General features: G+C 62.2%; 28 protein-coding genes. 24 read left to right on the top strand and 4 right to left on the bottom strand.

Features of this window, described 5'->3' with window-relative positions:
* Window position 1 precedes the first annotated feature (1 nt).
* The 10 genes from AC58EF_RS23160 (at window position 2) to AC58EF_RS23115 (ending at window position 12,036) form a co-directional block, all read left to right on the top strand.
* Window positions 2-829 (top strand): PRTRC system protein B, encoded by an 828-nt coding sequence (locus AC58EF_RS23160; RefSeq protein WP_142639608.1) that lies wholly within the window; start codon window positions 2-4, stop codon window positions 827-829.
* Window positions 826-1,485 (top strand): PRTRC system protein A, encoded by a 660-nt coding sequence (locus tag AC58EF_RS23155; RefSeq protein ID WP_497278849.1) that lies wholly within the window; start codon window positions 826-828, stop codon window positions 1,483-1,485. Before AC58EF_RS23160 ends, AC58EF_RS23155 begins: the two co-directional genes overlap by 4 nt.
* A complete protein-coding gene (locus AC58EF_RS23150) occupies window positions 1,475-2,233 on the top strand; it encodes a PRTRC system ThiF family protein (RefSeq protein ID WP_497278848.1) in 759 nt (252 codons plus the stop codon). Before AC58EF_RS23155 ends, AC58EF_RS23150 begins: the two co-directional genes overlap by 11 nt.
* Window positions 2,234-2,325: 92 nt before the next feature.
* On the top strand, window positions 2,326-2,649 hold the full coding sequence (locus AC58EF_RS23145) for a type II toxin-antitoxin system prevent-host-death family antitoxin (RefSeq protein ID WP_497278847.1): 324 nt from the start codon (window positions 2,326-2,328) through the stop codon (window positions 2,647-2,649).
* Window positions 2,633-3,022 carry a hypothetical protein gene (locus AC58EF_RS23140; protein WP_497278846.1) on the top strand — a complete coding sequence of 130 codons (390 nt, stop codon included), beginning with the start codon at window positions 2,633-2,635 and terminating at the stop codon, window positions 3,020-3,022. Before AC58EF_RS23145 ends, AC58EF_RS23140 begins: the two co-directional genes overlap by 17 nt.
* Window positions 3,023-3,163: 141 nt before the next feature.
* Window positions 3,164-4,036: a Mom family adenine methylcarbamoylation protein gene (locus AC58EF_RS23135; RefSeq protein ID WP_497278845.1), complete on the top strand. Its 873-nt coding sequence runs from the start codon at window positions 3,164-3,166 to the stop codon at window positions 4,034-4,036.
* A 24-nt stretch (window positions 4,037-4,060) separates the two neighbouring features.
* A complete protein-coding gene (locus tag AC58EF_RS23130; RefSeq protein ID WP_497278844.1) occupies window positions 4,061-5,299 on the top strand; it encodes a hypothetical protein in 1,239 nt (412 codons plus the stop codon).
* Window positions 5,300-5,521: 222 nt separating this feature from the next.
* Entirely contained in the window at window positions 5,522-6,115 is a 594-nt protein-coding gene (locus AC58EF_RS23125) for a DUF1419 domain-containing protein (RefSeq protein ID WP_497278843.1), read from the top strand.
* 183 nt (window positions 6,116-6,298) lie between these two features.
* Window positions 6,299-6,775 (top strand): hypothetical protein, encoded by a 477-nt coding sequence (locus AC58EF_RS23120; protein ID WP_497278842.1) that lies wholly within the window; start codon window positions 6,299-6,301, stop codon window positions 6,773-6,775.
* A 113-nt stretch (window positions 6,776-6,888) separates the two neighbouring features.
* Window positions 6,889-12,036, top strand: a complete 5,148-nt coding sequence (locus AC58EF_RS23115) for a helicase-like domain-containing protein (protein ID WP_497278840.1) — start codon at window positions 6,889-6,891, stop codon at window positions 12,034-12,036.
* 51 nt (window positions 12,037-12,087) lie between these two features.
* Here AC58EF_RS23115 and AC58EF_RS23110 read toward each other — a convergent pair whose 3' ends face one another.
* Entirely contained in the window at window positions 12,088-12,345 is a 258-nt protein-coding gene (locus AC58EF_RS23110; protein ID WP_006954054.1) for a hypothetical protein, read from the bottom strand.
* A gap of 298 nt (window positions 12,346-12,643) precedes the next feature.
* On the opposite strand from AC58EF_RS23110, the gene AC58EF_RS23105 reads away from it, so the two are divergent.
* From AC58EF_RS23105 to AC58EF_RS23040, 14 genes are all read left to right on the top strand, one after another.
* Window positions 12,644-13,009 carry a DUF3768 domain-containing protein gene (locus tag AC58EF_RS23105; RefSeq protein WP_497278839.1) on the top strand — a complete coding sequence of 122 codons (366 nt, stop codon included), beginning with the start codon at window positions 12,644-12,646 and terminating at the stop codon, window positions 13,007-13,009.
* 106 nt (window positions 13,010-13,115) lie between these two features.
* Window positions 13,116-13,949 (top strand): N-6 DNA methylase, encoded by an 834-nt coding sequence (locus tag AC58EF_RS23100; protein ID WP_497278838.1) that lies wholly within the window; start codon window positions 13,116-13,118, stop codon window positions 13,947-13,949.
* Window positions 13,950-14,067: 118 nt separating this feature from the next.
* Window positions 14,068-14,538, top strand: coding sequence for a UCP036055 family protein (locus tag AC58EF_RS23095; protein ID WP_497278837.1), 471 nt, complete (start codon window positions 14,068-14,070; stop codon window positions 14,536-14,538).
* Window positions 14,539-14,540: 2 nt separating this feature from the next.
* Window positions 14,541-14,774 carry a hypothetical protein gene (locus AC58EF_RS23090; protein WP_497278836.1) on the top strand — a complete coding sequence of 78 codons (234 nt, stop codon included), beginning with the start codon at window positions 14,541-14,543 and terminating at the stop codon, window positions 14,772-14,774.
* Between the two features lie 43 nt (window positions 14,775-14,817).
* Window positions 14,818-15,210, top strand: coding sequence for a hypothetical protein (locus AC58EF_RS23085; protein ID WP_208634446.1), 393 nt, complete (start codon window positions 14,818-14,820; stop codon window positions 15,208-15,210).
* Entirely contained in the window at window positions 15,207-15,905 is a 699-nt protein-coding gene (locus tag AC58EF_RS23080; RefSeq protein ID WP_497278834.1) for a hypothetical protein, read from the top strand. The genes AC58EF_RS23085 and AC58EF_RS23080 overlap by 4 nt, the downstream gene beginning before the upstream one ends.
* Before the next feature lie 178 nt (window positions 15,906-16,083).
* On the top strand, window positions 16,084-16,569 hold the full coding sequence (locus tag AC58EF_RS23075; protein ID WP_208634448.1) for a hypothetical protein: 486 nt from the start codon (window positions 16,084-16,086) through the stop codon (window positions 16,567-16,569).
* A 218-nt stretch (window positions 16,570-16,787) separates the two neighbouring features.
* Window positions 16,788-18,377, top strand: coding sequence for a PcfJ domain-containing protein (locus AC58EF_RS23070; protein WP_497278833.1), 1,590 nt, complete (start codon window positions 16,788-16,790; stop codon window positions 18,375-18,377).
* On the top strand, window positions 18,304-19,023 hold the full coding sequence (locus AC58EF_RS23065; protein ID WP_497278832.1) for a DUF6915 family protein: 720 nt from the start codon (window positions 18,304-18,306) through the stop codon (window positions 19,021-19,023). The genes AC58EF_RS23070 and AC58EF_RS23065 overlap by 74 nt, the downstream gene beginning before the upstream one ends.
* Window positions 19,024-19,137: 114 nt before the next feature.
* Complete coding sequence (locus AC58EF_RS23060; protein WP_497278831.1) at window positions 19,138-20,241, top strand: DUF5983 family protein; 1,104 nt, start codon at window positions 19,138-19,140, stop codon at window positions 20,239-20,241.
* Window positions 20,242-20,423: 182 nt separating this feature from the next.
* Window positions 20,424-20,633 (top strand): hypothetical protein, encoded by a 210-nt coding sequence (locus AC58EF_RS23055; RefSeq protein WP_497278830.1) that lies wholly within the window; start codon window positions 20,424-20,426, stop codon window positions 20,631-20,633.
* Between the two features lie 111 nt (window positions 20,634-20,744).
* Window positions 20,745-21,377, top strand: a complete 633-nt coding sequence (locus AC58EF_RS23050; RefSeq protein WP_497278829.1) for a hypothetical protein — start codon at window positions 20,745-20,747, stop codon at window positions 21,375-21,377.
* A 44-nt stretch (window positions 21,378-21,421) separates the two neighbouring features.
* Window positions 21,422-21,859 carry a hypothetical protein gene (locus tag AC58EF_RS23045; RefSeq protein WP_497278828.1) on the top strand — a complete coding sequence of 146 codons (438 nt, stop codon included), beginning with the start codon at window positions 21,422-21,424 and terminating at the stop codon, window positions 21,857-21,859.
* The gene (locus tag AC58EF_RS23040; RefSeq protein WP_497278827.1) at window positions 21,850-22,509 is read left to right on the top strand and encodes a hypothetical protein; all 660 of its coding nucleotides are present in this window, start codon (window positions 21,850-21,852) and stop codon (window positions 22,507-22,509) included. The genes AC58EF_RS23045 and AC58EF_RS23040 overlap by 10 nt, the downstream gene beginning before the upstream one ends.
* Before the next feature lie 342 nt (window positions 22,510-22,851).
* Here the strand turns inward: AC58EF_RS23040 and arsH are convergent, their stop codons facing one another.
* The 3 genes from arsH to AC58EF_RS23025 all read right to left on the bottom strand — a co-directional run bounded on the left by arsH (window position 22,852) and on the right by AC58EF_RS23025 (window position 24,737).
* Window positions 22,852-23,598 (bottom strand): arsenical resistance protein ArsH, encoded by a 747-nt coding sequence (arsH, locus tag AC58EF_RS23035; protein ID WP_062069117.1) that lies wholly within the window; start codon window positions 23,596-23,598, stop codon window positions 22,852-22,854.
* A 167-nt stretch (window positions 23,599-23,765) separates the two neighbouring features.
* Window positions 23,766-24,302 carry a GNAT family N-acetyltransferase gene (locus tag AC58EF_RS23030; RefSeq protein WP_037509299.1) on the bottom strand — a complete coding sequence of 179 codons (537 nt, stop codon included), beginning with the start codon at window positions 24,300-24,302 and terminating at the stop codon, window positions 23,766-23,768.
* 105 nt (window positions 24,303-24,407) lie between these two features.
* Window positions 24,408-24,737 carry an ArsR/SmtB family transcription factor gene (locus tag AC58EF_RS23025; protein ID WP_037509301.1) on the bottom strand — a complete coding sequence of 110 codons (330 nt, stop codon included), beginning with the start codon at window positions 24,735-24,737 and terminating at the stop codon, window positions 24,408-24,410.
* Window positions 24,738-25,092 lie beyond the last annotated feature (355 nt).

Raw genomic sequence — 25,092 nt, 5'->3', positions numbered from 1 at the left:
CATGCCCGATTATTCGACCCATTTCGAAGCCGTCGACGGCAGTCTCGTCCTCGCGAACGCGATCCTGCTCTATCGCAGCGATGCGCGCGGCATGTCCCGTTCCTCCGGCCATGACAGCTTTGCCTTTGCCAGCATGCACGCGGTCAAGCTCGATGATGAGGAGCGCCCGACCATCGAAGCAGGCACGCCGCTGACCCGCGCGCATCTGCGCCAGTGGTCCGAAGCGCTCGGCCGCACGACTACCCCCCAGCTCCTGCCCGATAACATGCTGGTCGCACACCCCGATCTTCTCGTCTGGTGGATACCCGAGCAGGTGCGACCCGCCTATTTCGCCTTGTCATCCCCGCCGGACGACCTGCGCCTGCTCGGCGAGCGGATCATCGTGCCCGTCCCCTATCCGGCGCATCTGTTCGTCGCGACCCGCTCCGGCCTCGGCATTTTCGCGCTTCCGGCAAATCAGCGACCCGGCGTGGACACCAGGCTGCTCCATTCCCCGATTCTCAACGTCTTTGTCGAAGGGCATCTTTGCTGGGGCAGCATCGCACGACCCAAGGAGCTTACCATTGCCTCCATCCCGCAATTCGAAAGCGCGGTGTTCGATAGCTGGTCGACGCACCCTAACCCCGGCCAGGAGTTCACGATAAAAGGGAAGGGCGGACTGATCGCTCTCTGGGATGACCTTGCGGCGCGGCGCGCACGCCGGTTCCCGGTGAGCCGCCTCAAGCCTTTTATCGCAGGCGCCCGCAAGACCGCTGCGCAGAAACAGCGCCCGGCGGCTGGCGATGCAATGACCCTCGGGCGGCTGATTGCCGCGCTCACCCGGAGATGAATATGCTCACCGACGATCCGACAGATGCGGCAGTGCTCGCCGCCGTGCCCTGCTACCCGGTTCCACCGTCCGGGCGCTCGCCCGCGATCGATGCCCTTCGCACCGCGCGGGGCGGTCACGGTATCGCCATCGGATGCGACAATGTCATGCTCATCCTGCGCCGCCCCTGGCTCGCGCTCGATGTGCCGATCACCGCGTCGATCGCCGCCTATCTGCCCTATGGCGCTGCAGGACCGCCGAGGGCCGACCTGCTCTGCGGGCTCATCCCACATGAGCATCGCGCGGCGATGCTCGATCACTTCCGGGCCGCCTTACCCAATGAGGCCGCTGCGTTCATCGTCTGGGATGAAGCAACCCGGGAGTTCTCACTGATCTTTCCGACAATCGACGAAGCGACGCCCTCGCGCCTCATCTACCGCACCCCGGTTCTTCCGCCGGGTTGCCACATGATCTGCGACGCACACAGCCACGCGCGCGGGCGCGCGTTCTTCAGCGCCACCGACGATGCCGACGACGCCGATGCAACCAAGCTCGCGCTCGTCTTTGGCAGGATCGACGATCCGACCGGACCGGAAATGGTCTCACGTCTGTGCGCCGGCGGAATGTTTCTCCCCCTGCCACGCAGTCCGTTCACAGGAGATCACCATGCAAACTGACCTGCCGCGTCGGCACTACATACCCGCCGCCTTCAACAACCAACCAATTAGGATCCTGCTTGTCGGCTGCGGCGGGTCAGGCTCGCAGATGCTCATGGGGCTGGCAGGCCTCGATATAGCCTTGCGCGCCATCAGCTCTCGCTCGCTCGACGTTACGACCGTTGACGATGACATTGTCAGCGAAGCCAATCTCGGCCGCCAGCCCTTCTACCACGGCGATATCGGGCATTCGAAGGCCCGCACCCTTACCGAGCGAATCAATCTGGCACATGGGCTGGACTGGAAGGCCGTCCATGGTCGCGCGCCTGGCGCCATCAGGCCGGAAGCCGCCGAGATGCTCATTACCTGTGTCGACACAGCATCCGCTCGACGCGCGATCGGTGCCGCGATCGAGGATGAGCGCAACAGACCTACCTACTGGGTGGACCTCGGCAACCGCGCGAATGACGGGCAATTTATCATCGGCTGCCCAGCGTCGGAGAGGGGCGACGATGGCTCGCGCCTGCCGACTGTTCTCGAAGCTTTTCCGGAACTCAGGGACGAAAGCCTGCCCGACGACGATTCCCCGTCCTGCTCGGTCGCCGAAGCGCTCGAACGGCAGTCGCTTTTCGTAAACCGCGTCGTTGCAAGCCACGCGCTCGCGCTTCTGTTCGACCTCCTCGGCCGCGGGTCAATTGGTCACGCCGGCGGGTTCATCAATCTCAGCACCGGGCAGTCCGTACAGATCCCATTACCAGATCCGCGATGACACAACCTGCCGGTTCGAATCTCATCAGCCAAAACTTGTAAAAATTGCCATATTTGCTATTTTGGGGGCATCATCTGGTTGAAGAGAGTCCCATGGCCGATCCCGTTATCGCCACACCGCCGAAAAAGAAGGTTCCGCTGACTACCTTCCACAACCACACGGGACAGTATCTTGATCTCGGGCGCCGGACACCTGTCACCATCACCAAGCATGGAAGGCCCGACATCACCTTGGCCGAAGCGTCCTACTTCGAGCGGCTAGAGCGAATTGCAGCAGGTCAAATTCTCTCGGTCCTGGATCTGGTTGCCGTCGACGCCGCCGATATGACCAGTGAGCACGGCGCCATCTTCGAAGCGGCCCGTCCGACGAGTGAGGAAATCGCGGTAGATCGTTGGAACGATGACCCCGCTTCCTAAAGTCGGTGACATACTCCACTACGTCTACCTCTTCACCCACGAACAGCAAGCTGGTCGCGATGAAGGCGTCAAAACGCGCCCTGTCATGGTTATCGCTACCCAGGGGCAACGGGTATTTACAGTCGCGATCACCACGAAGGCCGACCGGCAAGCCTCAACCCTGGCAATACCCGATCAGGTAGCGGACGCTGCGGGGATCTCCCGCGGCACATCAGTCGTCGTCGACCAGTATAATCACTTCACCTGGATAGGCTTCGATATCCGGCCAGTGTCACCGGAACCTTCCTATATTGCCGGTCGCATGCCTCCGGGCTTCACCAATACGGTTATTTCTGCTCTCAAAGCCAACGCGACAGGTATCGACCGAGACTGAATCCTTACAGTGTTCACGCGTAGGCATCCGCACCCGCGGTGATCGACACATCCACATCAGCCGACTCGAACCGTCCTCAGGCCCAGCGGGCCGCGAGAGGGTAGGGGGAGGGGCAATGGTGATCCAAGGGAGATCACCATCATGCTCACCACACGCAGCCAGCGTTGGCGCGACCGGCGCTGCCACTGGATACCGGATGCGACGGAAATTGATCCGAAGCAGCTCGCCGTCGATATCATAAGCACAAAGAATCAGGCGGCCCCGTTCGTGCGGGCGCATCACTACACCGCCTCGATGCCGGTCGCGCGTCTATCGGTCGGCCTTTTCGCTAATGGCGCAGGCGGCCGCGCGACACTGGTCGGCGTCTGCGTCTTCTCGCACCCGGTCAACAACGCCAGCGTTCCCAAGAGCGCCGGTCTTACCGATCCCCGCACCGCATGCGACCTGGGACGCCTGGTCATAGACGATTCCCAGGGCGGAAATGCCGAGACATTCCTGATCGCCCGCGCGTTTCGGCTTCTGCGCCGCGAGAAGCCCGAAATCCTCTCCGTGATCTCCTATGCCGATCCGGTCCGGCGCGTCGATCCCGATGGGCAGGTAATACTGCCTGGACATTGTGGCCTCATTTATCGCGCCGCAAACAGCCAATATTCCGGCAGATCGAGCCCCCGCACCGACCTCATCCTACCCGATGGTCAGCCGATCTCCTCACGCGCCCTGTCCAAGATCCGCAACGCAGAATGCGGACAGCGCTATGCGATCGAGGCTCTCCTCACTGCCGGCGCACGCCCGCCCAATTTTGGCGAGGATCGTGCGGACTGGCTCGCCGATCTCGAGCGCACCGGCTTCCTGCGCAGACGGCGTCATCCGGGATGTCATACCTATCTCTTTCCCCTCACAAGGGCGGCCCGGATCGCGGCCCGCAAAGTTCCAAACCTGCCCTACCCAGTGCTCGATCGAAGCGCGACGCAGGGCGATGTGACCGCATTGCCGCTGCTGCAGCACGCTATGTGAGCACTCGCGCAAGGACCATTCGACATGACCGAGACCTTTGATCCCGCCAATCCGGCCTGCTGGATAGCGCGTGGCCGTCCTTCGCATCACGCCCATGCCATAGCCGATGCCTGGCGCGCCTTTCCCGACCTCCCGATCGGGACTCCCCTCGAAGTGCGCATGGCCCGCACCCGCGAGCGCACTGCAATGCTCAAGCCTCTCCATGAGCAGATAGCCCAGGAAGGCGAACAGCAACGTCAGGCGAAAAATTTCGCCTTTGTTGAGCGTAAAGTCGCCGAGGGCAGCACCGACAGCCGCGATGCCGGAATTCTCCGCGCCCGCGATGTCCACGGCTATGACTGGGATGAGGCGGTAGCCTGGGCCACTGGCAATTATGCGGCAAGGGCAGGCTGGGAGGCACGGCCACCGTCGCGCACACGCCTGGATGAACCCGACCTGCGACGCGGCGCCTACAATCAGGGCTTTCTCGACGGGGGAGGGCGGCCCGATGACATATTCGACGCGGCCCGCCGGTCCCTCACCGCGGTTACCCCCGAACCTGCCAAAGTCGCCAGCCCGCCGTCCTCACGTCCGCTTCCCAGCCAATGGCCGTCCCCTGGCGATCTGCCCGCTCCCGCATCCTGGCATCGGCGCCTGCTCATCCTTGGCGCGAGCGAATATAGAGCCGGTACAATCGGCATCCTTAATATGCTCCATGAGCGGTCAGGCCATGAGGAAACCACAATCTGCCTGATCGACGTAGAAAGAGGCCTTTACCTCCTCTCCGACGCAAACAGCATAGCATCTGGTGACGACGACGCCTTGCGGGAATATCTGCGGCAGCGCGACTATACCGACATCGTCGCAATCGCCAGCGAAGCCGAATTCGCCCGGCTCGATTCCGCCGCGCCTGTTCTCCCGCTTACCCGGACAATGGAGCGCACGCGCAACTCTTTGCTCCAGCAACGGACCCAGTTTCGTCTCTGGATTTCCCGTGGCCGCTCTCCCGGTGAGCAGTTCGCGGCCGGCCATATTCGCTGGAGCAAGATGGCCGCTGGGCTGTCAGGACGCCTTGGCGATTTCACCGTCCGCTACGCCGGGCCGGCGCGACCACGCGGTCACCGCATCATTGTCGAGGACGCCGACGGCATGCCCGCTTCAGGCTATCGGACAGTCCACGGCCGGGCACTCCATCCCGAACTGGTGATCGGCAACAAAAGTCACCTGCGAGCGGCAATGGCGGGGTTGTTGCGCCAATATGCCGCTGCCCTGCGGCTGGGTTGACCAGGCAAAGCGACGTTCACGGCACCCGCGCTTTGTGACGCAAGCAAATCCATAGCGCGTACGGAAGTTGCGCGATCCCGATCAATCCAACCACAGGCTTCGCCCACGCGGGAAAGGGCAGAGGGATGTGATGGAGCGAGGCCGAGTATCGAGCCAGCTTCTCCGGCCTCAATCCTCCTGTTACCGGCCGCCACCGCGCTGGCCGATCCCCAGGAGACCGACATGGCCACCACCCCACCGTTCACCAAAGTCCTCGATGCCGTCGCGACGCACGCAGAGATGTTCGCATTGTTCAATCGCATGCCCGACTGCCATCCGGAGGAGCGGATATCGGGACGCGCCTATGTCAACCAGTGGTTCGAGATAGAACGCAGTTCCTACGAGATAATGCTCGAAGTGCTGCCGCCTCTGTTCATGCGTGCCGGGATGTTCGCCATGTCCGAACTCAAGGCCGGCTTCGTCGGCTCGGTCTTCTTCGACATCAGGATCGATGACCGCGACCGCTGGTTCCATGGCTATTGCAACCTTGGTGACCCTGCGAGCCCCGATGCTATGCGTGCGGCGATCATCGGCCATGAGCAAGCCAACCTCCGGGCTCTGACCCGTGACGAGAAGCTCGAACTGATCTGGTCGCGCACCCATGCCGATTTCCGCGGGCTGGCAGGCCAGTTCGATCCCGAAGCCTGGCCCGCCGAGCAACGCGGCCAGCGTACCATATTGGTCTACGAGCCCGGAAGCGGGACGGTCCTCAAACTCCTCAACGACCTGAGCGATAACGAAATCGCCGAACGGCTTCAGCGCGTTCGGACAATCTAGCGACGCCCCGAGCCGACGACATCCGATCCAACCGGTGGGCGACGCTGCCAACCCCATATTCGGGAACTCCTCCTCCATTCACACCAGCTTGCACCCTGACAACGCGGAGCAAGCTCCGCGCTGACAGGTAAGGGGAGGGGGCGAGGAACAGGAGCTTGCCATTGGAGCATCACAGGAGTCCCCATGAAAATCGAACTCAGACGCATCACCCATAGCGCCGCCTTGTCCCAGGAAACCGCCGCCTATCGCGCGGAAATCTGGATTGACGGCGAACTGGCCTTCCACGCCCACAATCAGGGACATGGTTCCGCCGACTTCTTCGACAAGGTCGGTCGCTGGGACGAGTCCGAGGTCCAGGCATGGCTCAAGGCTAATCGGCCGCCGCGTGCGCTGGGCGACACCACGATCGATCATGATCTCGAATGGGAAGTCAGCGATCTGCTTACCCATGCCCTCGAAGGGCGACGGCTCAGACGCCTGCTGCGCACCAATCTCGTCACGATCGAGAAGAACCAGATCTTCCAGTATCCGCTGCGCAAGCGTCCGCTCGCCAACATTTCGCGCGCCGTTCTCGCCACCAATCCCGATGCCGTCATCGTCAACGGTGCGGCCGACGATGTCTTCGAACACGCCCTCGATCTCATGATCTCCAGCCAGTGATCGGCCAGGTCGGGCGTCTGGCCTGACCGCGACCCTTGCGATGCCAATCGGGCGGTTCGGACCGCCTGTTGGATCCCATCGCCTTCTCACCATCCCCTGAAAAGGAGGCTCTCATGCGAAACAGTGCATCCGCGCTGGCGCTCCAGCTGTGCCTGGACTTCGACCAGCCCATCAAACCCGCGCCCGAACCAACCAAACCGAGCGTTGTCCCCACCGACCTGTTCGACGTCACGGCAAAGCCGCCCGCCGCACTGCCGGTCGACTTCTCCTTCGCTGGCGGCCGGGTACTCGCCCCGTCATGGAAGGCCCGTGCGCACGACAATATCAAGGCGATCCGTCTCCTGAATGTGCTCGATCGCGAAAGCCGCAGCGCATCGCCCCACGAGCAGGAGGCCATCGCCAAATTCATCGGCTTCGGCGCCTCTGAACTTGCCAACAATATCTTCGCCCGCCGCGGCGACGAATACCGGCAGGGCTGGGAGGAATTGGGCCAAGCCCTTGTCGCCGAAACCACCGACGCCGAGCTTTCGTCGCTCAAGCGCGCCACCCAATATGCCCACTATACGCCTGAATATATCATCCGGGCCATGTGGGAGGCCGCCCGCATCCTCGGCTTCACCGGCGGCCAGATCCTCGAACCTGGCTGCGGCAGCGGGCTGTTCATGGGGCTGCGGCCCGATTATCTGTCGAGCGACACGCTGTTCGTCGGCATCGAAAACGATCCCGTCACCGCCCGCGTCGCCAGCGCCCTCTATCCCGGCCAGATCATTCGCTGCATCGACTTCGACAAGGCGTCACTGCCAGGCGACTTCGATCTCTCGATCGGCAATCCGCCCTTTTCGAACGTCACCGTGCAGAACCGCACGCCGCTCGGCCGGATGGGGCTCTCGCTCCACGATTACTTCATCGCCCGGTCGATCGAGCAGCTGCGCGCAGGCGGTATCGCCATGTTCGTCACCTCGCGATACTCGCTCGACAAGAGCGATCCGGCGGCACGCCAGCATATCGATGGGATGGCCGATTTCCTCGGCGCGGTTCGCCTTCCCGGCAAAGCCATGCGCGACGAGGCGGGCACAGACGTCGTCGTTGATATCCTGCTCTTCCAGAAGCATCAGCCTGATGCCTCACGCCCCCGGCGCGACTGGCTCGACCTTGCCGACATAGCCGGCAGCGACGAGGGCAGCGGTCCGCTGCGGATCAACCAGTATTTCCTCGACCATCCCGACCATGTCCTCGGCACCCATGAATGGCGCAGCGGCCAATATGGTATGGAGTATGGCTGCGCCGCCGCCCCCGGCGCCGATATACCCGCCATGCTCAGCGCGACGCTGTCCAGCATCGCGAGCGGGGAGGCGGGCTCATTCAATCCAATCGAGCGCGGCTCCTCACTTCGTGACCGCGTCGACGTCGCGCTAGACCTCTCGATCGGCACCGCGGCGGAAGAAGCCGACTTCAAGGAAGGCAGCTATCTCGTCTCCGGCGGCGCGCTGCACCAGATCATCGACGGCATCGCCACGACCGTGGCGGTCAAATCCGGGCGAGGCGATCAAGGCATCTTCGCCAAGCACGCAAACAACATCCGCGCGCTCATCCCGATCCGCGACACCGTCCGGGCCATCCTGCGCGCCCAGCTAAACGACGAACCCTATGCCATCCTGCAAGAGCGGCTGCTCACGCACTACCGCGCCTTCGTCAAGAAGAACGGCCCGATCAACCGCACCGTCACCACGGTCCGCACCGACCCGGACACGGGAGCGGAGAAAGAATATCAGCGGCGCCCCAATCTTCAGCCCTTCCTCGACGATCCCGACGTCTGGCTGGTCGCCTCGATCGAATCCTATGACGAGGCGAACGACGTCGGCGCCCCCGGTCCGATCTTCACCGAGCGTGTCGTCAAGCCCCCCATTACTCATGAAATCCACTCCGCGCAGGACGCGCTCGCGCTATCCCTCCACGAACGCGGCCGGGTCGATATCACCCTGATCGCGCAGCTGCTCGGCACCAGCGAAGCACAGGCACTCAGCGACCTTGCAGACGACGTCTATCTCGACCCCATCCGCAGCACCCCGCATTTCAACAACTGGGTTCCCGCGGACGAGGCGCTTTCCGGCCCGGTCCGCACCAAGCTCGCCCTCGCGCGCGAAAAAGCCGATCTCGACCCCCGCTTCCTCGTCACCGCCGCCGCGCTGGAGGACGTCCAGCCGGTCGATCTCAAGCCCAGCGAGATCACCGCGCGCCTCGGCGCACCCTGGATTCCGACCGACGTCATCGAGGCCTTCATCGCTGAAACGATGGAGATCGAAACCCGCATCTTCCACACCGTCAACATCGCCAGCTGGACCGTCGACAAGACCCCCTTCGAAGGCCACGTCAGCTCGACATCGACTTGGGGCACCCCGCGCCGCAGCGCCGCCGACCTGATCGAAGACGCGCTCAACTCCCATATCCCGAAGATCTACGACATCATCCGCGAGGCCGACGGGTCCGAACGGCGAGAACTCAACACAATCGATACCGAGGCCGCCAAGGAAAAGCTGGCAGCCATCAAATCGACCTTCGAGACATGGGTCTGGCAGGAGAGCGATCGCGCCGACCGCCTCGTTCGCCTCTACAACGACGCCTACAACAACCTCGTACCCCGCGCCTTCAACGGCAAGCATCTGAAGCTGCCGGGCGCATCGAGCGCGATCCGGATGCGCGATCACCAGAAGCGCGTCGTCTGGCGGATCGTCGCGGCCGGCTCGACCTATGTCGCGCATTCGGTCGGCGCCGGGAAAACCTTCAGCCTCTGCGCTGCGGTGATGGAACAGCGCCGGCTCGGTCTCGCCAACAAACCGATGATCTCGGTGCCGAACCATTGCCTCGCCCAGATCGCCCGCGAATTCCTGATGCTCTACCCGACCGCGCGGATCCTGGTCGCCGACGACACCAACTTCGTGAAGGAAAAGCGTCAACGCTTCCTGGCGCGCGCCGCCACCGGCAACTGGGACGCGATCATCATCACCCATGACGCCTTCAAGTTCATCCCGACGCCGGCGACGTTCGAGAAGGAGTTCATCGAAGAGCAGCTCGCCAGCTATGAGGCGCTAGTCGATAATATCGACAACAACGACCGCGTCTCCCGCAAGCGCGTCGAGCGCCTCAAGGAGGGGCTCCAGCGTCGCCTCGAAAACCTGCGCTCGCGCAAGGATGACCTCGTCCATATCGGCGAGATCGGCATCGACCAGATCATCGTCGATGAGGCCCAGCAGTTCCGCAAGCTCACCTTCGCCACCAACCTCGGCGATCTCAAGGGCGTCGACCCCACCGGATCGCAGCGCGCCTGGGATCTCTACGTCAAATCGCGCTACCTCTCCGGTATCAACCCCGGACGCGAACTGATCCTCTCTTCCGGCACGCCGATCACCAACACGCTCGGCGAAATGTACACGCTGCAGCGCTTCATGCAGCATGACGAGCTTTACGCCAAAGGCCTGCACGAATTCGATGCCTGGGCGGCCAATTTCGGCGACACGCGCACCGAACTCGAACTCCAGCCAAGCGGCAGCTACAAGCCCGTCACCCGCTTCTGCGAATTCGTCAACGTCGCCGACCTCATGGCGATGTACCGCACGGTCGCCGATGTGGTGCTGAAGGACGACTTGCGCCAATATGTCCAGCTTCCCACCATCAGGGGCGGCAAGCGGCAGATCGTCGTGGCCCAATCCGGAGAGCCGTTCAAAGCCTATCAGCGGGTGCTCGCCAAACGCATCAAGGCCATCGAAGCGCGCAGCGGCCGCCCGCAGAAAGGCGATGACATCATCCTGTCGGTCATCACCGATGGCCGGCACTCGGCGATCGACCTGCGTTTCGTCGACGCCGGCATCGGCAATGAAGAGGGCAACAAGCTCAACCTGCTGATCGAGAACGTCTACCGCATCTGGCGCGAGACCAGCGAGCACCACTACACCGACCCGGAATCCGGCAAGCCCTATCTGCTGCCCGGCGCGGTGCAGATGATCTTCTCCGATCTCGGCACCGAGGCGGCCATCGAGACGCGCGGCTTCTCCGCCTATGTCTGGATCCGCGACCGGCTGATCGCGATGGGCATCCCCGCCGATCAGATCGCCTTCATGCAGCATTACAAGAAGAACAGCGCCAAGCAGCGCCTGTTCAACGACCTCAACCAGGGTCGCAAGCGCATCGTTCTGGGTTCGACAGCGACCATGGGTACCGGCGTCAACGCGCAGCAGCGGTTGAAAGCCCTGCATCACCTCGATGTGCCGTGGATTCCATCGGATATCGAGCAGCGCGAAGGCCGGATTGAGCGCCAGGGCAACCAGAATGACGAAATCGAACTCTATGGCTATGCCACCAGCGGTTCGATGGATGCGACCAACTGGCAGATGCTCGAACGCAAGGCGCGGTTCATCGCCATGGCCATGTCTGGCGACCGGTCCATCCGCCGCATCGAGGACGTCGGCTCGAATGTCAGCCAGTTCGCCCTGGCCAAAGCCCTCGCGTCCGGTGACGATCGCCTGATGCGTAAAGCAGGGCTTGATGCCGAAGTCGCCCGGCTCGAGCGGTTGCGCGATGCCCATGTCGATGACCAGTTCAATATCCGCAGGACCATCAGGCGCACGATCGATGCGATCGACGAGGGCAGGGCGCGGATCGTCAAGCTCGAACAGGATATCGCCCAGCGTATCCCGACCCGTGAGGAAGAGGTCATCCTCGCCTGCGATGGCCAGATCGTTTCCGATCGCAAGGCCGCCGGCGAGCGGATCATCCGCAAAGCCCTCGACCTGCGCAAGAGCGGTGCGGACCGTGTGATCATCGGTTCACTGAGCGGGATCGACCTCAAGGTCACCAGCCATCCTGCACTGAGCGACGACGGCAGGCGCTATCTGCGGATTATGATCGCTCCGGTGCACCACGGGCAGGACCGTGCTTTCGAGATCAGCGAGAAAACCCGCGGAAGCACAGCCCTGGGTCGGCTGGAATCCTCGCTCGCCAATCTCGATGCCGATCTGGCCGAGGTAAGGGGCACACTGGAAGCCAATGAACGACGTCTCCCCTCGTTCCAGGCCCGCCTTGGTCAGGATTTCCCCGAAACCGCTTTGCTCGACGAGAAACAGCGCGAGCTGGCCGAGCTCGAAGCCGAACTGGCGGCGACCAAGGGTGAGTTCGATGCCGACAATGACGATGAGGCGCTGCCGGACGGAGACGACAGCAAGGAAAGCACCCTCAACGAGCTGGTGCTGGATATTGCCACCGGCTAGTGTGCCTGCCCGCGTCGGATGGTGCCTCCCGATGCGACCTCAACATCCCGACTACCAGTCGAGAGTCAACGCAAATGCTCCGACGATCGCAAGAATCACGGGCGTCCCGGTCAGATAAAGCTTCTGCCAACGCCACCATGTCCCCGGCACGAACATCACAACCGCACGCACCGATCCAAGGTCGCGCCAGAACCGCTCGCGCCATAGCTGCACCGCCACCATTGTACCCGATAGAAAGAGCGCCAGCATGCAAACAAGCGCGGTCGCCGCATATAGTGCCGTCCAATTCATGATCTCGGCTTGCGACATCTCTACTTCGCCTTTCGCATCTCAATCCCAAACATCATGGGCCTAAATCGCGACGTTGCCTATTTCTCCTAGATAGGACCGGAGGCGGCCCATCTCAACAAGCCAGCTTTGAGCTCGTTCGCGCGGCATCGGGGGTCCTGCCAACCGATGATCGCCGCTGCCAAACATAGATTCTCGCTCTTTATCGCCGAGATCCTTTCGCCCGATGGGCGTCGAGAGAGGAGGGGGAGGGGAAGGGGCGGCAAGGCGGATCGCGCATCGCAGTCCCACCGTCTGCCCGTCCATCCCGGAGACAGATATGCACCAAACCCCTCAGGCAGGTTCCCGCACCGAGCGCATCGCCATCCTCAACGACCGCTGCCGGCAGGGCCTCGACCGCGGTTCACGCACCGTCATCACCCGAAACTGCCTCGCCCGTCTGACCGGAGACGGCGGCCTCGTCGCCGAACTGCTCGCACAGGCGGCGATCATGGCGGCCGTTCGCGGAGCGAGCTTCGATCGCGATAGTCCGGAACGCGACATGGGCGCGGTCACCGTCGGCGAGGTCAGGATACTTTTCAAGATCGATTACTATGATGAGAATCTCGAATTCGGCTCCGAAGATCCCACAGACGCGGCAAAAACTACCCGCGTCCTCACCATCATGTTGCCCGAAGACTACTGAGTTCCAGTAGCCCGGGCCGACGCCTGAGGCAGCTTTCTCGCCGCTTCAGTCCATCGGCTGTGGCACCCAGAGGACCCCCCAATCACTCATAGAAAGGAGCTTCGCAATGGGCTCCGCCGACCGCCACATCAAGGCGATCTGCAAGCTGTTCGATGCCTGCCAGTATCGCCACGATCGCTACACGCTGTTCTCGGACTTCGTCGAAGCCGCGGCAATCAGCTTGTCCAACAGTGTCGATCTCACTCAGAACCAAGCCCGCGAAGCGCGTTACATGGAGATTGTCGGGCGATACGATCGTGACGTCATCGACACTTTCCCGCGCATCTTCGCCGAAGTCACCCTAGCGATGGAAGCCCGGACCTGTGACGTGTTGGGCCGCGTGTTCGGCGAGCTCGGCCTCGCCAACGCCGCGCGCGGCCAGTTCTTCACCCCCTACAGCGTCTGCCGGATGATGGCAGCGATGACCGCGGTCTCTTGCCCGGAGGATATAATCGCAAAGGAGGGATTTCTGACCCTTTGCGAGCCTGCCTGCGGAGCAGGCGCCATGGTGATCGCTGCCTGCGAAACGCTGCGGGAGGCTGGAATCAACTATCAGCGCCACCTCCATGTGACCGCGATCGATATCGACCCACGCGCGGTCCATATGGCCTATATCCAGTTCGCGCTGCTCCATATCCCGGCAGTCGTCATCATCGGCGACTCTCTTGCCGGAACCACACGCGAGCTCTGGTACACACCCGCCCATATCCTAGGCGGTTGGAACGCAAAACTCGCCGCGCGCGCGAGGCGGCAGGCTGCAAATGCACCGGCGGATGGCGAAGCAACGGCTCCAGTCCAAAACTACCCTCCTTTCCTGTCACCGGCAGATGGCTCCCCCGTGCTGCAAGTCCCCATCCAGCTGTCGCTCTTCCCGAGCCCGAGCGAGTCCCCGCAGCCCTGAGACCACTCTCTCCAGCCGCCTCCATCCCACGCCGCTCCATCCGGTTCCCGGACCCGCAAATTCGAAGAGCGGAGGGGGAGAAGGCGGAGTGGACCCAAGCCAATCAAGGAGACACGCTATGTCCGCACAGTCGATCTATGCCCGCGCCCCGCTCGGAGCGCTTGTCCGTTACAGCGATGGCCAGCCGATGCCGCCCGAACGCCACCGCAAGAAGCTCGCCGCGTGGAAAAGCAGCAACGGATCCGGCCGCCTCGTTCGTAAGACGCATGCCGCAGTACGCCCCACCTACACCCACCCCGCCGGCTTCACGCTGCACGAAGGCAATTTCGGGAGCGATGGCGTTATCGTCCTGGTCGTTCACAAGAGCTTTTCCGTCACCAGCACGCTCACCTTTGAGATTGTCGAGGAACCCGCGCCCGGTTCGGTCCGCATCCTCACCAGCTTCCAGGGCGAAGACGAACTGCGCCACCTCGCACCGGACATGGTAGCCGCCGAAGACTGGCTTTCCCGCAATCACTACACCGGCGCGCGGCTCGAAGTTGTCGGAGAGCATCGAGCCAGCGCCGAAACCCTCGGCCAGGCTGCATGAGGATGGCGGGGGGCAACAAGCCTCCTGACGAAGCGCGCATATGGCTTCTCGTTCAGATCCACGATCTCCTCTCCGCATACCTGCTCGACCATTGCCCGGAAGAGCAGAGCTGGGAGGTTTTCGATGCCGACATCGACGCTCTGCGCACCGATGTGGCGAACCTGCGCGCGCAGCATCTGACGCAGGTTGCCAGCCAGAACGCGGCGAAGCCCTCACATCCGGGCAACCGGGTGTGAGGCCACGCCGGCACGACCGTTCCCTTCGATGAGGAAACCGCCTGTGACCATCACACACCACGTTCATGTCTATGCAGTCGTGCGCATCAAGCTTGCCGTGACCGCGGCCGATCATTTCGACGCGATGAAACGCGCTGACAGCATCATGACGGAGTCCAGCTATCCCGTGCGCCTCGTTCCCGGTGGACCACAGGTTCTCGACGCTGAACCCGCCGATGAAATCAGCGGCTACCTGGTCGACGAGACCGGCGACCCGCAGTTCGAGAAATCCCGTTTCTACGGATGCGACCACAGACTCTGCGATCTCGCTCAACCCGGCGCGTCGCCGGCGCAAGGAGAGGGGGGGGAGAAGGGCGGAGTGTCGGCTGATCGTGTGATGTCCACCGGCACCGACGCCCAATCATCCCAACTCGTCTCCCGAAAGGACTGCCGATGACCCAGCCATCCTCCAGCGCCGAACCTCACTTGTGGAGCCAGACCCACTGCGACGACCGGGGCAATTTCGACTATAGCGGCGACCTCTACATCGCGGCCGAGAGCCTGCCCGACCTGTGCCGCAGGATCGATCTCCATCTGACCCGGACGATCGCGGGCACACACTTCTCCGTTACCGGCGAGCGCTTCTCAGGTGGTCGCAGTGTGCGCGTTGAGCTTCTCGATGCCCCCGACGATCTTTCCGACGAGGCCGCGCGCCGGGCCTTCGAAACCCTGATCAGCGACCAGGCGGAACGCTTCAATGTCGCGAATGGCAATCTCCCGCAGGACTATATGATCTGCTCATTCTTCCTGCGCGTGAGCATCGGCACCGCCTATTGGTCAGCGCTATCCGCCAGACGCGGCCATGCGAATCCCGTCGAGGCTCGCATCCCACTCGCGCGGTTCAAGCGCCAGCTCAGGCCGGGCCACAAACTGAAACTGATTGCCGCTCGCGCCGGCCACCGAGCCCTCGGGACTATCCGCACCGTCACAGCAGTCCGCTCAGGTGACCTCATTCTCGAAGACCGGTCCTATCTCTCCTTCCCCCGTGCATCCGCATTCGCCTGCGACGGCAAGCTCATCCGCATCGCGAACGGACGTGACGAGGATCCCGATGACCACCTGCTCTACGAGTGGATTCAGGACGCCGCCTGACCGATCGCTTTCAATCCCGCGCACCTGCGGCGCACAAAGCGAAGAGGGATGGTGCGATTTGATCATGCAGATCTTCGGCGCACCCGACAACTCCGCCCTCTGACCCGCACGATCACATCACCGACAACCGCAACCACAGCCCGCGCTTTCGCGGGCTTTTTGCATTTGGGAGGGCCATATGCCTGAGCTACTCGATCAGCCGGCGGATCCAAACGCCGACACCAATCACTTCAGCAAGATCCTGGCATTGCTCCGCGCCCTCCAGATCAGCGAAGTATCCTACTCGCTCAGCGGGGGCGGCGATCAGGGCGAAACCAGCCTCGATCACGTGCGGTACCGCGATGGAACCGAAGCGACCGAGATTCCCGAAGTTCCCGTAGGGATCGACGCGGTCGGGCGACCCGCCATGCTCTGTTACGCACTCAGCGAATATGCCGCCGATCTTCCCGAAGGCGATTGGTGCAACAACGAAGGCGGCTACGGCACCGTCACCATCGAACCCTTCGCCGAATACCCCTGCGACTGCGACATGACCTATCGCCAGGATGGGGACTGGGGCGACGACGAACTGGATGACGATTTCGAGGACCTGGTCCTCGAACCCGATACCGCAAATGCGGATTCAGGCCCGACCGCAATCATCATCGGGGAGACACAGGCATGAGGCGTAACAACCCATCCTTCGAGCGCTATCTCGCGCGCGCCGCAACTACCCTGCATCGCATGGTTCCTCAAACCGCGCAGCTGCGATCGGACCCACTCGACCTCGCGGCGACCCTGATCGCGCTATCCCGCTGCGAAATCCGCTTCACCCGCCATGATGGCGCGCTCGCACCCACGATTTCAATCCATCCTGATCCAGCCCACTCTCCCAAAGCGATGATGCTTATCGACCAGTTCAGCACCGCCATCCTCGAGACGATCTACAATCCCAATACCCATTTCTCGATCTGCCTCGAACAGACCGTCAACGACAGCGGATATCTCGATCTCGTCACCAATCTCGTTCTATCCGGCGCCGACCACCGCCGGATCACGGACATGACGCAGACGATCGGAACGGCGATCCTGCAACTGCGTGAGCGGCTGGTCGAACTTATGCAGGCCCATTTGCGCGCCATCCTGTTTCGTGACCTTGGCTATCGCACTGGTAACAAGATTCTTTCGCTCGGGCGGATCATCCACTGGGCGCTCACCACCGACCTCGAGGGTGCCCCAGGCCGCAAAACCGTGCTGCGCAACCGCGGCCAGGCGCTCACCGTCTATGGTGCCATCGCCACGAGCATGCTCAAGCCTGAAATCACCGCCGCGATCGATGCCGGTCGCCCCCTCAAACCAGTGCTCGCCGCCGCTGTCGGCATCAGCGAAGCGCAATTGCGCCGCTTGCACCGTGCAACGCCCAAAGACGCCGCTTACAACGCACTCTATGACCATATGCCCGCCGTGCGCATGCTGGTCCGCCATGACATCCCCCTCGAACAATGGCCGGACGGCAGCGAATGGGGCCACCGTCTCTGGGAGCAGAAGAACTGCGATCCCCTCATTCGGCCGGACTACCTCGATAGCTCGATCGAAACCCGCGATACGCTCCAGGCGCTCCGCGAGGATCTCCTCTACCCACTCGCCGGCGCACGTCTCGAAGCACTGGGCCTGTCTCGCCGGATCCACGCCCTCGACAATTTCGTGACAACCCTGGGCGTTCCACTGAGGCTCTGCGACACGACCGCCCATCGCCAGTTCCTGCGTAGCATGCACAGTGCGATCATCGGACCGCGCGGACCGCAATCGTTCCAGAGGGCCATTGCAAAATGGCACCGCCGCGCAGCCAGCGCCGCGGCGCTCCGGCACGAGAACACCGCCGATCGACCCGGCTGGCCCGCACTATGCCTGTCCTGGCAGTCCCCCTGCGGGCTGCATAGCTTCATACCGCTCACCAGCGCGCAGGCACTGGTCGAGGAGGGCAATGCGCTCAACCACTGCGTGGGCGGATATTATTCCCAATGCCGGCGGGGCGACACCCAGATCCTGTCGCTGCGGTCCGGCTCCAACCATGTGGCGACCCTCGAACTGCTGATTACCGACTTGCCGGGCAATTCCCTCAATATCAACGTCGGCCAGTTCAAGGCCCGCGGAAATGCCAGGCCCGACCCCCAAGCCTTCGCAGTGCTGCGCGACTTCCTCGCCGACCTGCGCGACGGACTTCACCCGGTCGCTACCAAGGAACTCGCCGCGCATCGCGATGCCATAGCCGATGCCGACGAATACTATCTTCGCCGTAACAGGCTCACCCTCGACCACGCCCGCGGCGCCTGGCCACTCTACCGCGTGCTGCTTCCACGCGGTGCGCCGGAGACTTACGACGAATGGTGCGAACATTCCGGACTCACCTCCGCGCTCGATGATATTCTCAGCGCGCTCGCGCGATCCCTCTGCACTTCCGATCAGAGAGAACTCTATTATGAACCCTTTTGATCACGCACGCTCATCCGCGCGCATCCACGGCGGCCGCTGGCAAGATTACCACCCCATCCATGCCTGGTTCGACGCCACGAAAGCCGCACATTGTCACTTCACCCACCGCGCTCTGCGTCACCACCATGAAGGGATCGCCGAGGCATTGGTCGTCTTCGGCGATACAATCACCAACGCTGATGGCGCTGCGATCGCGGTCCGCTCGATCGGCATCCAGCATATCGAGGAGGACTGCCGCTATCTTCCCTCCGCTGCGGATTGGCTCGACGATTTCGACGCGCCAGACTGGCTTCACACCCCGATGCCCGATGCGGAACACCTCTCCCGAACCAGCGCGCGGCGGTTCGGCGGCGAGGAAACCGACTATCTTCCCCTCCATCGCTGGTTTCTCGAAACAGCATCATGGGTGAACACACCCGCCCACCTCATATTTCGTCACCATGCTTTCGGAATATACGAGGCCGAGCACCGCTTCGGGCCGGCGATCGACAATGGTGCATCTGGAATCCCAACGCGTGTGGTTGCCGAGCAGCATGTCCGGACAATACTGGGCCGTATGCCCGCCGCACCCGATTTCCTGCGACGGCTGAAGGGCCAGCGTTGGATGCTTCAGGCGACCTCACCGGCATTGGTCGGCTTGACCTGATACTCCGCTGCACAAGCAACCGCGGGGGAGAGGGAAGGGGGCGAGGAATGGGAGCCGGGACCGGAATGCCAGTCATTCCACCGGATTTTACCATTTTCCCTGGAGGGCTGCACCATGGCCAACAACTATCTCAAACTCTCCTTCGTCCTCACGCCGACGAGTGAGGAAAAAGCATTGCTCGACGAATGCCACGCGCTGTCGCAAGAATTTGCAGATCTCGATGAAGACGACTTGGCAGTACGCTACGATGCGATGTCGGACGCCTTCAAGGCGGCTTTCCCGCCACAGCCGGATCGATCGGACAAGCCTGATCAGGCCCCTCCCAATCCGTTCGTATCCTTTCTAAACCTGTTCAGCGATCACGATTTTCCAACCTTCGATTGCGAGTATTTCGGCAGTGCGGAGGTTAACGGCTATCTGATCGCTGGAACTCAGGCAGATCCCCATGCGATCGCCGGCCTGATCCAGAAATGCGCGCCCAGCGTTCTGCCCTTCGGTTTCGAGTGGTCACAGGACTGCGATCGCCTGGGGCCCAGCGAATTCGGGGGCGGTTACTACATCATCACCGACGACGATATCATCGGCGGCAGCACAAGCTGGCTTATGCGCGGGCAGATCGACGCGCTGAAAGAGCCCCCAATCACTCACACAAACAGAGTGACGCTCAAAACAATCGTCAATGACCCCCAGGCCCTCTGGGATCACACGTTCAAGCTCTTCATCAGCGACCATCTACCTTACAAGGTGTTCGACCCGTCAGAGCCCACCCGGCTCGCCGATGACCTGCTCGACAAGTTCACCGCGCTATGTGGACCACGCGACCATGCCGATCCTGCTGCTTGTCTGCGCATTGGCTTCGATCCACGCAACGATATTCCCGGCGTCGAACTGGTAAGGATCACCGCCGCCGCCGAGGATGATCCCCAATCCCTCGATATCGAGACCTGTCTCGTCCTCACGACCGGACATATCACCCAGGAAACCGCGCAAAAGCTTGACGACTGGGATTCGCGCGGAAGGCTCGACGTCCCCCTGACCATCGGCAAGACACCCTATGGCTGGTTCATCCCAGTTTCCTCCGCCGACCCCGATACACTTGGAGGCCTGCCGGCCGATCTCCTGGCGGTTATGCGTTTCACCCGTACTCGCGGTTGCCACCATCTGCTGCTCGACTGCGACGGACCGGCCGTCGATGGGCTGGACTCCTATGAGTGGTGAACGGCTGGCCCGCGCCATGCAGCGAACAGTCCGCTTGCCCCTCAGAGACGACCTATGAACACTCGCCAATGCGGCACAAACCGCTGCACATCACGCGGCACATGCCGCGATCATGATGATTGGAGGCAGAGGAAAGGGGGAAGGGGGGAGGGACCCGCACCCTAAGCCAGGAGGTCACCCTTATGCCAATCTCCGACAGCGGTCCGCCACGCCATACTGATGGGCGGATAGACCACCGCTACTGCATCCGGCTTGAATTCTGCGGATATGCCCAACGCCGCTTCGTCGTCCGTTTCTGCGATACCTATGTTGGCAATGCTCCGATGCGCGCCGACGCAAACACCCTGGCACGGGCCCATTCGAGCGAGCGGCGCCGGATCATGCTCGAATGAACGCCCCCTATCCGTTTCATCAACAAAAACGGCGAAGCGTATGACGGCCTCCCGGCCGACAACAAGGGGAGGGGGAGGAGCAGGTGTGTTCCCATTCATAGGAGACACCCGATGTTCGATCCCGCCGCCCGTCACCATAAGGCTCTAGCCGCCCGCTCTATTGCCACGATCGCGGAAGCGCTCACCATGCTCAACGCCGCAGTCGCGGATTGCGAAAAGTCCCGGCACCGGATCGATCAAGATCCCGCCGTGCTTCTGCTTGCCCGCCACATTGGTTGCCTTGCCCTTGAAGGCAAGCCCGAACAAGCCGTGCTGCGCACGGCCTGTATGGAAGCCATCTCCGCCCTCGGGAAAACCCCGATGCTGATTGCACTGGCCAAACGCGGAGTCTCCTACGACGCTGATGCCAAAGCCACCTTCCATGCGGAGGGACGCAAGGCCATCAAACGCCTCGCTGCTGCTCTCGGCCTTGCCCGTGGAAGCCACCAAGTGCGTTCCTGCCAGGGCGGCATCGCTGTCGCCGGTGAAATTATCCTTCACTCCGATCAAATCTATGTCCAGCTCTCCATCGGACTGATGGGTCGTGGCCATGATGTGATGTTCCGGCGTGTCGAGGGCCGAAACGACTATACCGGCGGCCCCAATCATTGGGCTTCGATCGACGAGCTCCTCGATCCTGACACCCTGGCAACCCGCATACGGCATGAATTGCGCCTCGATGGCGCTGCCGATCTCGCCGCCTGACGCGGCACGTTCTCCAACATCCCGATCATATCCGGAGACGCAACATGAGTATCAGCCATCTCCAGGCGCTCGCCGATATCGTGCTCGGCGATCCTGAAACGCTTGCCCTTGCCTATCATGAGACCATCAACGCCGCCGGGCCAATCTTCGACTGCGATGCGGCGCGCGACCGCTTTGCGGTCGCGCTCAAAGCGGTTGGCATCGCAACAGACGCCGCGCGGTTTCAGGCCGCCTATTCGAAGCTGCAACAGGCCGCAGACCGGCAAAACAAGCCGGTTGAGCCCACCTGCCGCGATTGCGGAAGCATCAACCTGACACGCGACGCCTTCGCGGCCTGGGATAGCGATACCCAACAATGGGTGCTGAGCGCGATCTACCAGTCCACCACATGCCATGCGTGTGAAGCCGAAAGCGACGATCTCTCTCGTTGGAAACCGATCAAGGATCGCTCTGCCGAGCCACCATTGCAGGCATGGCAATGACCGCCGCAGCCGGTCCACCGGTCATCATCGCCTGGGGAGCCGGCGTGGACTCCACCGCCATGGTACTCGAAATGGCCACACGGCGCGAACGCATCGACATGGTGCTGATCGCGCAAATGCCAGAAAAACCCGAGACCCAGGCCTTCATTCCGGCGTTCCGTCGCTGGATGGACGATCGCGAAATCCCAAATGAGATCGTCGTCAACAGGCCGCGGCGCTTCGGCACATCCCCGGCCTATTTTGACCTTCTCGAAGCCTGCCTGGTCAACGGCGCTCTACCATCGATCGCCTTCGGCCGGGGAACCTGTTCACTCCGCTGGAAGGTCAGCCCACAGGATGCCTGGACCAAAACCTGGCCCCCGGCACAGCACGCTTGGGCTGCCGGTCAGAAGGTGATCCGGCTCATCGGTTTCGACAGCAGCCCGCGTGACAGCCGCCGTTATGCCCACGCCGAAGGATATTCCAGCACCCTCTACACCTATCGCTACCCGCTGCGTGAATGGGGCTGGGGCCGCGACGCCTGCAACGAACGTATCCGACAAGCCGGGTTCGAGGTGCCGCCAAGCTCGTGCTTCTTCTTATGTTTGCAGATGGTGTCTCGTCTCATCACAACCCTTTATTTATGCGCTATAAAATTAACCGCCGTTTGAGACGATTCGAGACCATTGAAGCGCTCGGGACAGTTGCAAAGCGCTACTGCACTTTGCAACTGTCCCGAGCGCAACCGCCGAAGGCGGCGCGACTCGTCGCGGGGGCATCCGGAATGACTTTGCTGAGCGGAAGAAACTAACTTGCCATTGCCTGTCGGGTTGCTGATGCGGCCTTGATCATTGCGCCGACAGATTGGGAAATGTCTGGTACGCGCCCAAATCGGCCGTTTGGGCCAAGCCGTGCCGCCCCCGAAACCTGCCATTCCTCCGGATACTTGGTGCGTTGGGAGTACCGCTTCATCGACACTCCCATTTGACAGTCAGGCCAAGAGGACCTTCGATTCAGCTTTGAGGCGCGATGGCGATCGCAGAATGGTCTGTGGAGGCATCGACTGGAACACCCGCCTCCTTGCGTTCGGAATAGCGGTCGACAAGTTGCACCGCATGCGGACGCATCAGCACGGTGAAGCGGACCAACTCCTCCATGACGTCGATGATCCGATCGTAATAGCTCGACGCCCGCATCCGGCCGTCTTCGTCGAACTCTTTGTACGCCATTGCTACCGACGACTGGTTGGGGATCGTGAACATCCGCATCCACCGACCCAACAGGCGCAGTGAATTGACGGCATTGAAGGATTGCGAGCCGCCGGACACCTGCATGACGGCAAGTGTCCGTCCTTGCGTCGGCCGCATCCCGCGCATCTGAAGCGGGAGGTGGTCGATCTGCATCTTCATGATGCCGCTGATCTGGCCGTGTCGCTCCGGGCTGCACCAGACCATGCCTTCGGACCAGAGCGCGTGCTCGCGCAGCTCATGCACGGCCGGGTGGTCGTCTCCGGCCACCTGATCGGGCAGCGGCAGGTCGCTGGGATCGAAGATCCGCGTCTCGGCGCCGAAGAACTGCAACAGGCGAGCAGCCTCCTCCACGGCGAGGCGCGAGAACGAGCGTTCCCTGAGCGAACCATAAAGCAACAGAATGCGGGGCGGAGGCTGGTCTGAGCCGAGGCCGGTGGCTGGACGCTCGAATGCGAACGCCTTGTCCAACGCCGGCAAATGGTCGGGGGCTGCGAGTTCACGCAATCTCATTCTCGAATACCTTTCTCAAGTCGGCTGCACGCCGCTTCATTTCGGCGGCAAAATGTCTGTTCGAACCTCGCCCGGCACGACTGCGGTCCACTTCTTCGCGGGACGATCGCAGGGCATCGCGGTCGAAGAACCGGGCGGCACTGACCGACCGCACAGGTATTTGGGCTCTAGGCCGGTCGATCCGCTGTCGGCGCAGAAGCCGTGCCGCCGCCAAGCGCGATCTGCATGTAGACGGTGTCGAGCCATCGGCCCGCCTTCCAGCCCATGCCTGTCAGTCGGCCGACGTGTTCGAAGGCGCAGGATCCGTGCAGCGCAACGGAAGCAGGTTCGCCGCCTCCGATCACAGCGACCATTTGCCGGAAGCCGTAAGTTTCCGCAGCATCAAGCAAAGCCGTGAGAAGTCGCTTGCCGATCCCGGAGCCCCGTCGATCATGCGCGATGTAGATGCTGTTCTCGCAAGCAAAAGCGTAGGCAGGACGATCTCGGAACTGCGTCGCGTATGCATAGCCGACAACTTCCGTTCCCTCGCAGGCGACGAGGAAAGGCCAATTCCGGTCGGTGATGGTCTCAATCTTGACGGTGGTCTCGGCAACCGTGGGCGGAACGATCTCATAGGTCGCCGTGCCGTGCAGTACGTGATGGGCGTAGATGGCAGCGATGGCTTCCGCGTCATCGACGGTCACGCTTCGAACAGAGATCGTCACTGGCGTACTCCAAGTGGGCTTTTAAGGTTCAACATGGCAGGCAAACGCTGGCCGGTTCGCTGCACTGCGGGCGCACTTACAGGAACGGGATTCACTCGCGTCCCGTCAGATGCAGGTCAGCTCAGCCAGCAGCGGCTCGTAGAGTTCGGTTCGACCCTGGCAGCAATCCTTGGCGAGAAAGACCATCACGCCGCGCAAGGAATCCAGGTTGGCGCGCTGAATTTGCTGTCGCCCGCGCTTTTCGGCGATGACGAGACCCGCCTTCACCATGACGGCGAGGTGCGTCGAAAATGTGCTCTGGCTCAGCCCAGATGCCTCGACCAATTCACCCGTGGAAAGCCCACCGGGCTCATGCCGGATCAACAGCCTGAAGGCCTCCAGTCGCGTAGGGTGCGCGAGCGCTGAAAGCAGAGCGAGGGCTTCTTCGGTGTTCATTCATCGTAATTTACCGATTGGATTGCGATCGTCAATATTGAATCGGAAATTCCCGATAAAAAGCCGGCCGGTGCCTCAGCTGTCGGCAGCCTCCGCCAGCGCCGAAGTGAGCAGCGCGGACACATCGCGTGCGGTTCGTGCAGCGCCCATCAGGGTCGCGGAGCCAGGCCCCGTCCAATCGCCGTATCCGGCCATCCAGAGGCGTTCCTCTTTGATCGAGCGATAGTCCTCAACGTGGACCCTGCCATCGGCCTCCACCACGTTCAGCGATTGCAGGTGGTTGTGGATCGGCGTGGAAAAAGGACCCCGTTAGCGGGGTGATCGGCGCCCAAAAGGAACCCCTCATCTCGGTGGT

Source organism: Sphingobium sp. WR1 (assembly GCF_059693745.1).
Note: the sequence above shows the minus strand (reverse complement) of the source record. Positions and strands in the feature narration are given on the sequence as shown.

What these genes read in the sequence shown, in the direction of transcription:
- AC58EF_RS23160 (WP_142639608.1), top strand. Translation starts at nt 2, where the DNA reads ATGCCCGATTATTCGACCCATTTCGAAGCCGTCGACGGCAGTCTCGTC.
- AC58EF_RS23155 (WP_497278849.1), top strand. Translation starts at nt 826, where the DNA reads ATGAATATGCTCACCGACGATCCGACAGATGCGGCAGTGCTCGCCGCC.
- AC58EF_RS23150 (WP_497278848.1), top strand. Translation starts at nt 1,475, where the DNA reads ATGCAAACTGACCTGCCGCGTCGGCACTACATACCCGCCGCCTTCAAC.
- AC58EF_RS23145 (WP_497278847.1), top strand. Translation starts at nt 2,326, where the DNA reads ATGGCCGATCCCGTTATCGCCACACCGCCGAAAAAGAAGGTTCCGCTG.
- AC58EF_RS23140 (WP_497278846.1), top strand. Translation starts at nt 2,633, where the DNA reads ATGACCCCGCTTCCTAAAGTCGGTGACATACTCCACTACGTCTACCTC.
- AC58EF_RS23135 (WP_497278845.1), top strand. Translation starts at nt 3,164, where the DNA reads ATGCTCACCACACGCAGCCAGCGTTGGCGCGACCGGCGCTGCCACTGG.
- AC58EF_RS23130 (WP_497278844.1), top strand. Translation starts at nt 4,061, where the DNA reads ATGACCGAGACCTTTGATCCCGCCAATCCGGCCTGCTGGATAGCGCGT.
- AC58EF_RS23125 (WP_497278843.1), top strand. Translation starts at nt 5,522, where the DNA reads ATGGCCACCACCCCACCGTTCACCAAAGTCCTCGATGCCGTCGCGACG.
- AC58EF_RS23120 (WP_497278842.1), top strand. Translation starts at nt 6,299, where the DNA reads ATGAAAATCGAACTCAGACGCATCACCCATAGCGCCGCCTTGTCCCAG.
- AC58EF_RS23115 (WP_497278840.1), top strand. Translation starts at nt 6,889, where the DNA reads ATGCGAAACAGTGCATCCGCGCTGGCGCTCCAGCTGTGCCTGGACTTC.
- AC58EF_RS23110 (WP_006954054.1), bottom strand. Translation starts at nt 12,345, where the DNA reads ATGTCGCAAGCCGAGATCATGAATTGGACGGCACTATATGCGGCGACC.
- AC58EF_RS23105 (WP_497278839.1), top strand. Translation starts at nt 12,644, where the DNA reads ATGCACCAAACCCCTCAGGCAGGTTCCCGCACCGAGCGCATCGCCATC.
- AC58EF_RS23100 (WP_497278838.1), top strand. Translation starts at nt 13,116, where the DNA reads ATGGGCTCCGCCGACCGCCACATCAAGGCGATCTGCAAGCTGTTCGAT.
- AC58EF_RS23095 (WP_497278837.1), top strand. Translation starts at nt 14,068, where the DNA reads ATGTCCGCACAGTCGATCTATGCCCGCGCCCCGCTCGGAGCGCTTGTC.
- AC58EF_RS23090 (WP_497278836.1), top strand. Translation starts at nt 14,541, where the DNA reads ATGGCGGGGGGCAACAAGCCTCCTGACGAAGCGCGCATATGGCTTCTC.
- AC58EF_RS23080 (WP_497278834.1), top strand. Translation starts at nt 15,207, where the DNA reads ATGACCCAGCCATCCTCCAGCGCCGAACCTCACTTGTGGAGCCAGACC.
- AC58EF_RS23075 (WP_208634448.1), top strand. Translation starts at nt 16,084, where the DNA reads ATGCCTGAGCTACTCGATCAGCCGGCGGATCCAAACGCCGACACCAAT.
- AC58EF_RS23070 (WP_497278833.1), top strand. Translation starts at nt 16,788, where the DNA reads ATGCTTATCGACCAGTTCAGCACCGCCATCCTCGAGACGATCTACAAT.
- AC58EF_RS23065 (WP_497278832.1), top strand. Translation starts at nt 18,304, where the DNA reads ATGATATTCTCAGCGCGCTCGCGCGATCCCTCTGCACTTCCGATCAGA.
- AC58EF_RS23060 (WP_497278831.1), top strand. Translation starts at nt 19,138, where the DNA reads ATGGCCAACAACTATCTCAAACTCTCCTTCGTCCTCACGCCGACGAGT.
- AC58EF_RS23055 (WP_497278830.1), top strand. Translation starts at nt 20,424, where the DNA reads ATGCCAATCTCCGACAGCGGTCCGCCACGCCATACTGATGGGCGGATA.
- AC58EF_RS23050 (WP_497278829.1), top strand. Translation starts at nt 20,745, where the DNA reads ATGTTCGATCCCGCCGCCCGTCACCATAAGGCTCTAGCCGCCCGCTCT.
- AC58EF_RS23045 (WP_497278828.1), top strand. Translation starts at nt 21,422, where the DNA reads ATGAGTATCAGCCATCTCCAGGCGCTCGCCGATATCGTGCTCGGCGAT.
- AC58EF_RS23040 (WP_497278827.1), top strand. Translation starts at nt 21,850, where the DNA reads ATGGCAATGACCGCCGCAGCCGGTCCACCGGTCATCATCGCCTGGGGA.
- arsH (WP_062069117.1), bottom strand. Translation starts at nt 23,598, where the DNA reads ATGAGATTGCGTGAACTCGCAGCCCCCGACCATTTGCCGGCGTTGGAC.
- AC58EF_RS23025 (WP_037509301.1), bottom strand. Translation starts at nt 24,737, where the DNA reads ATGAACACCGAAGAAGCCCTCGCTCTGCTTTCAGCGCTCGCGCACCCT.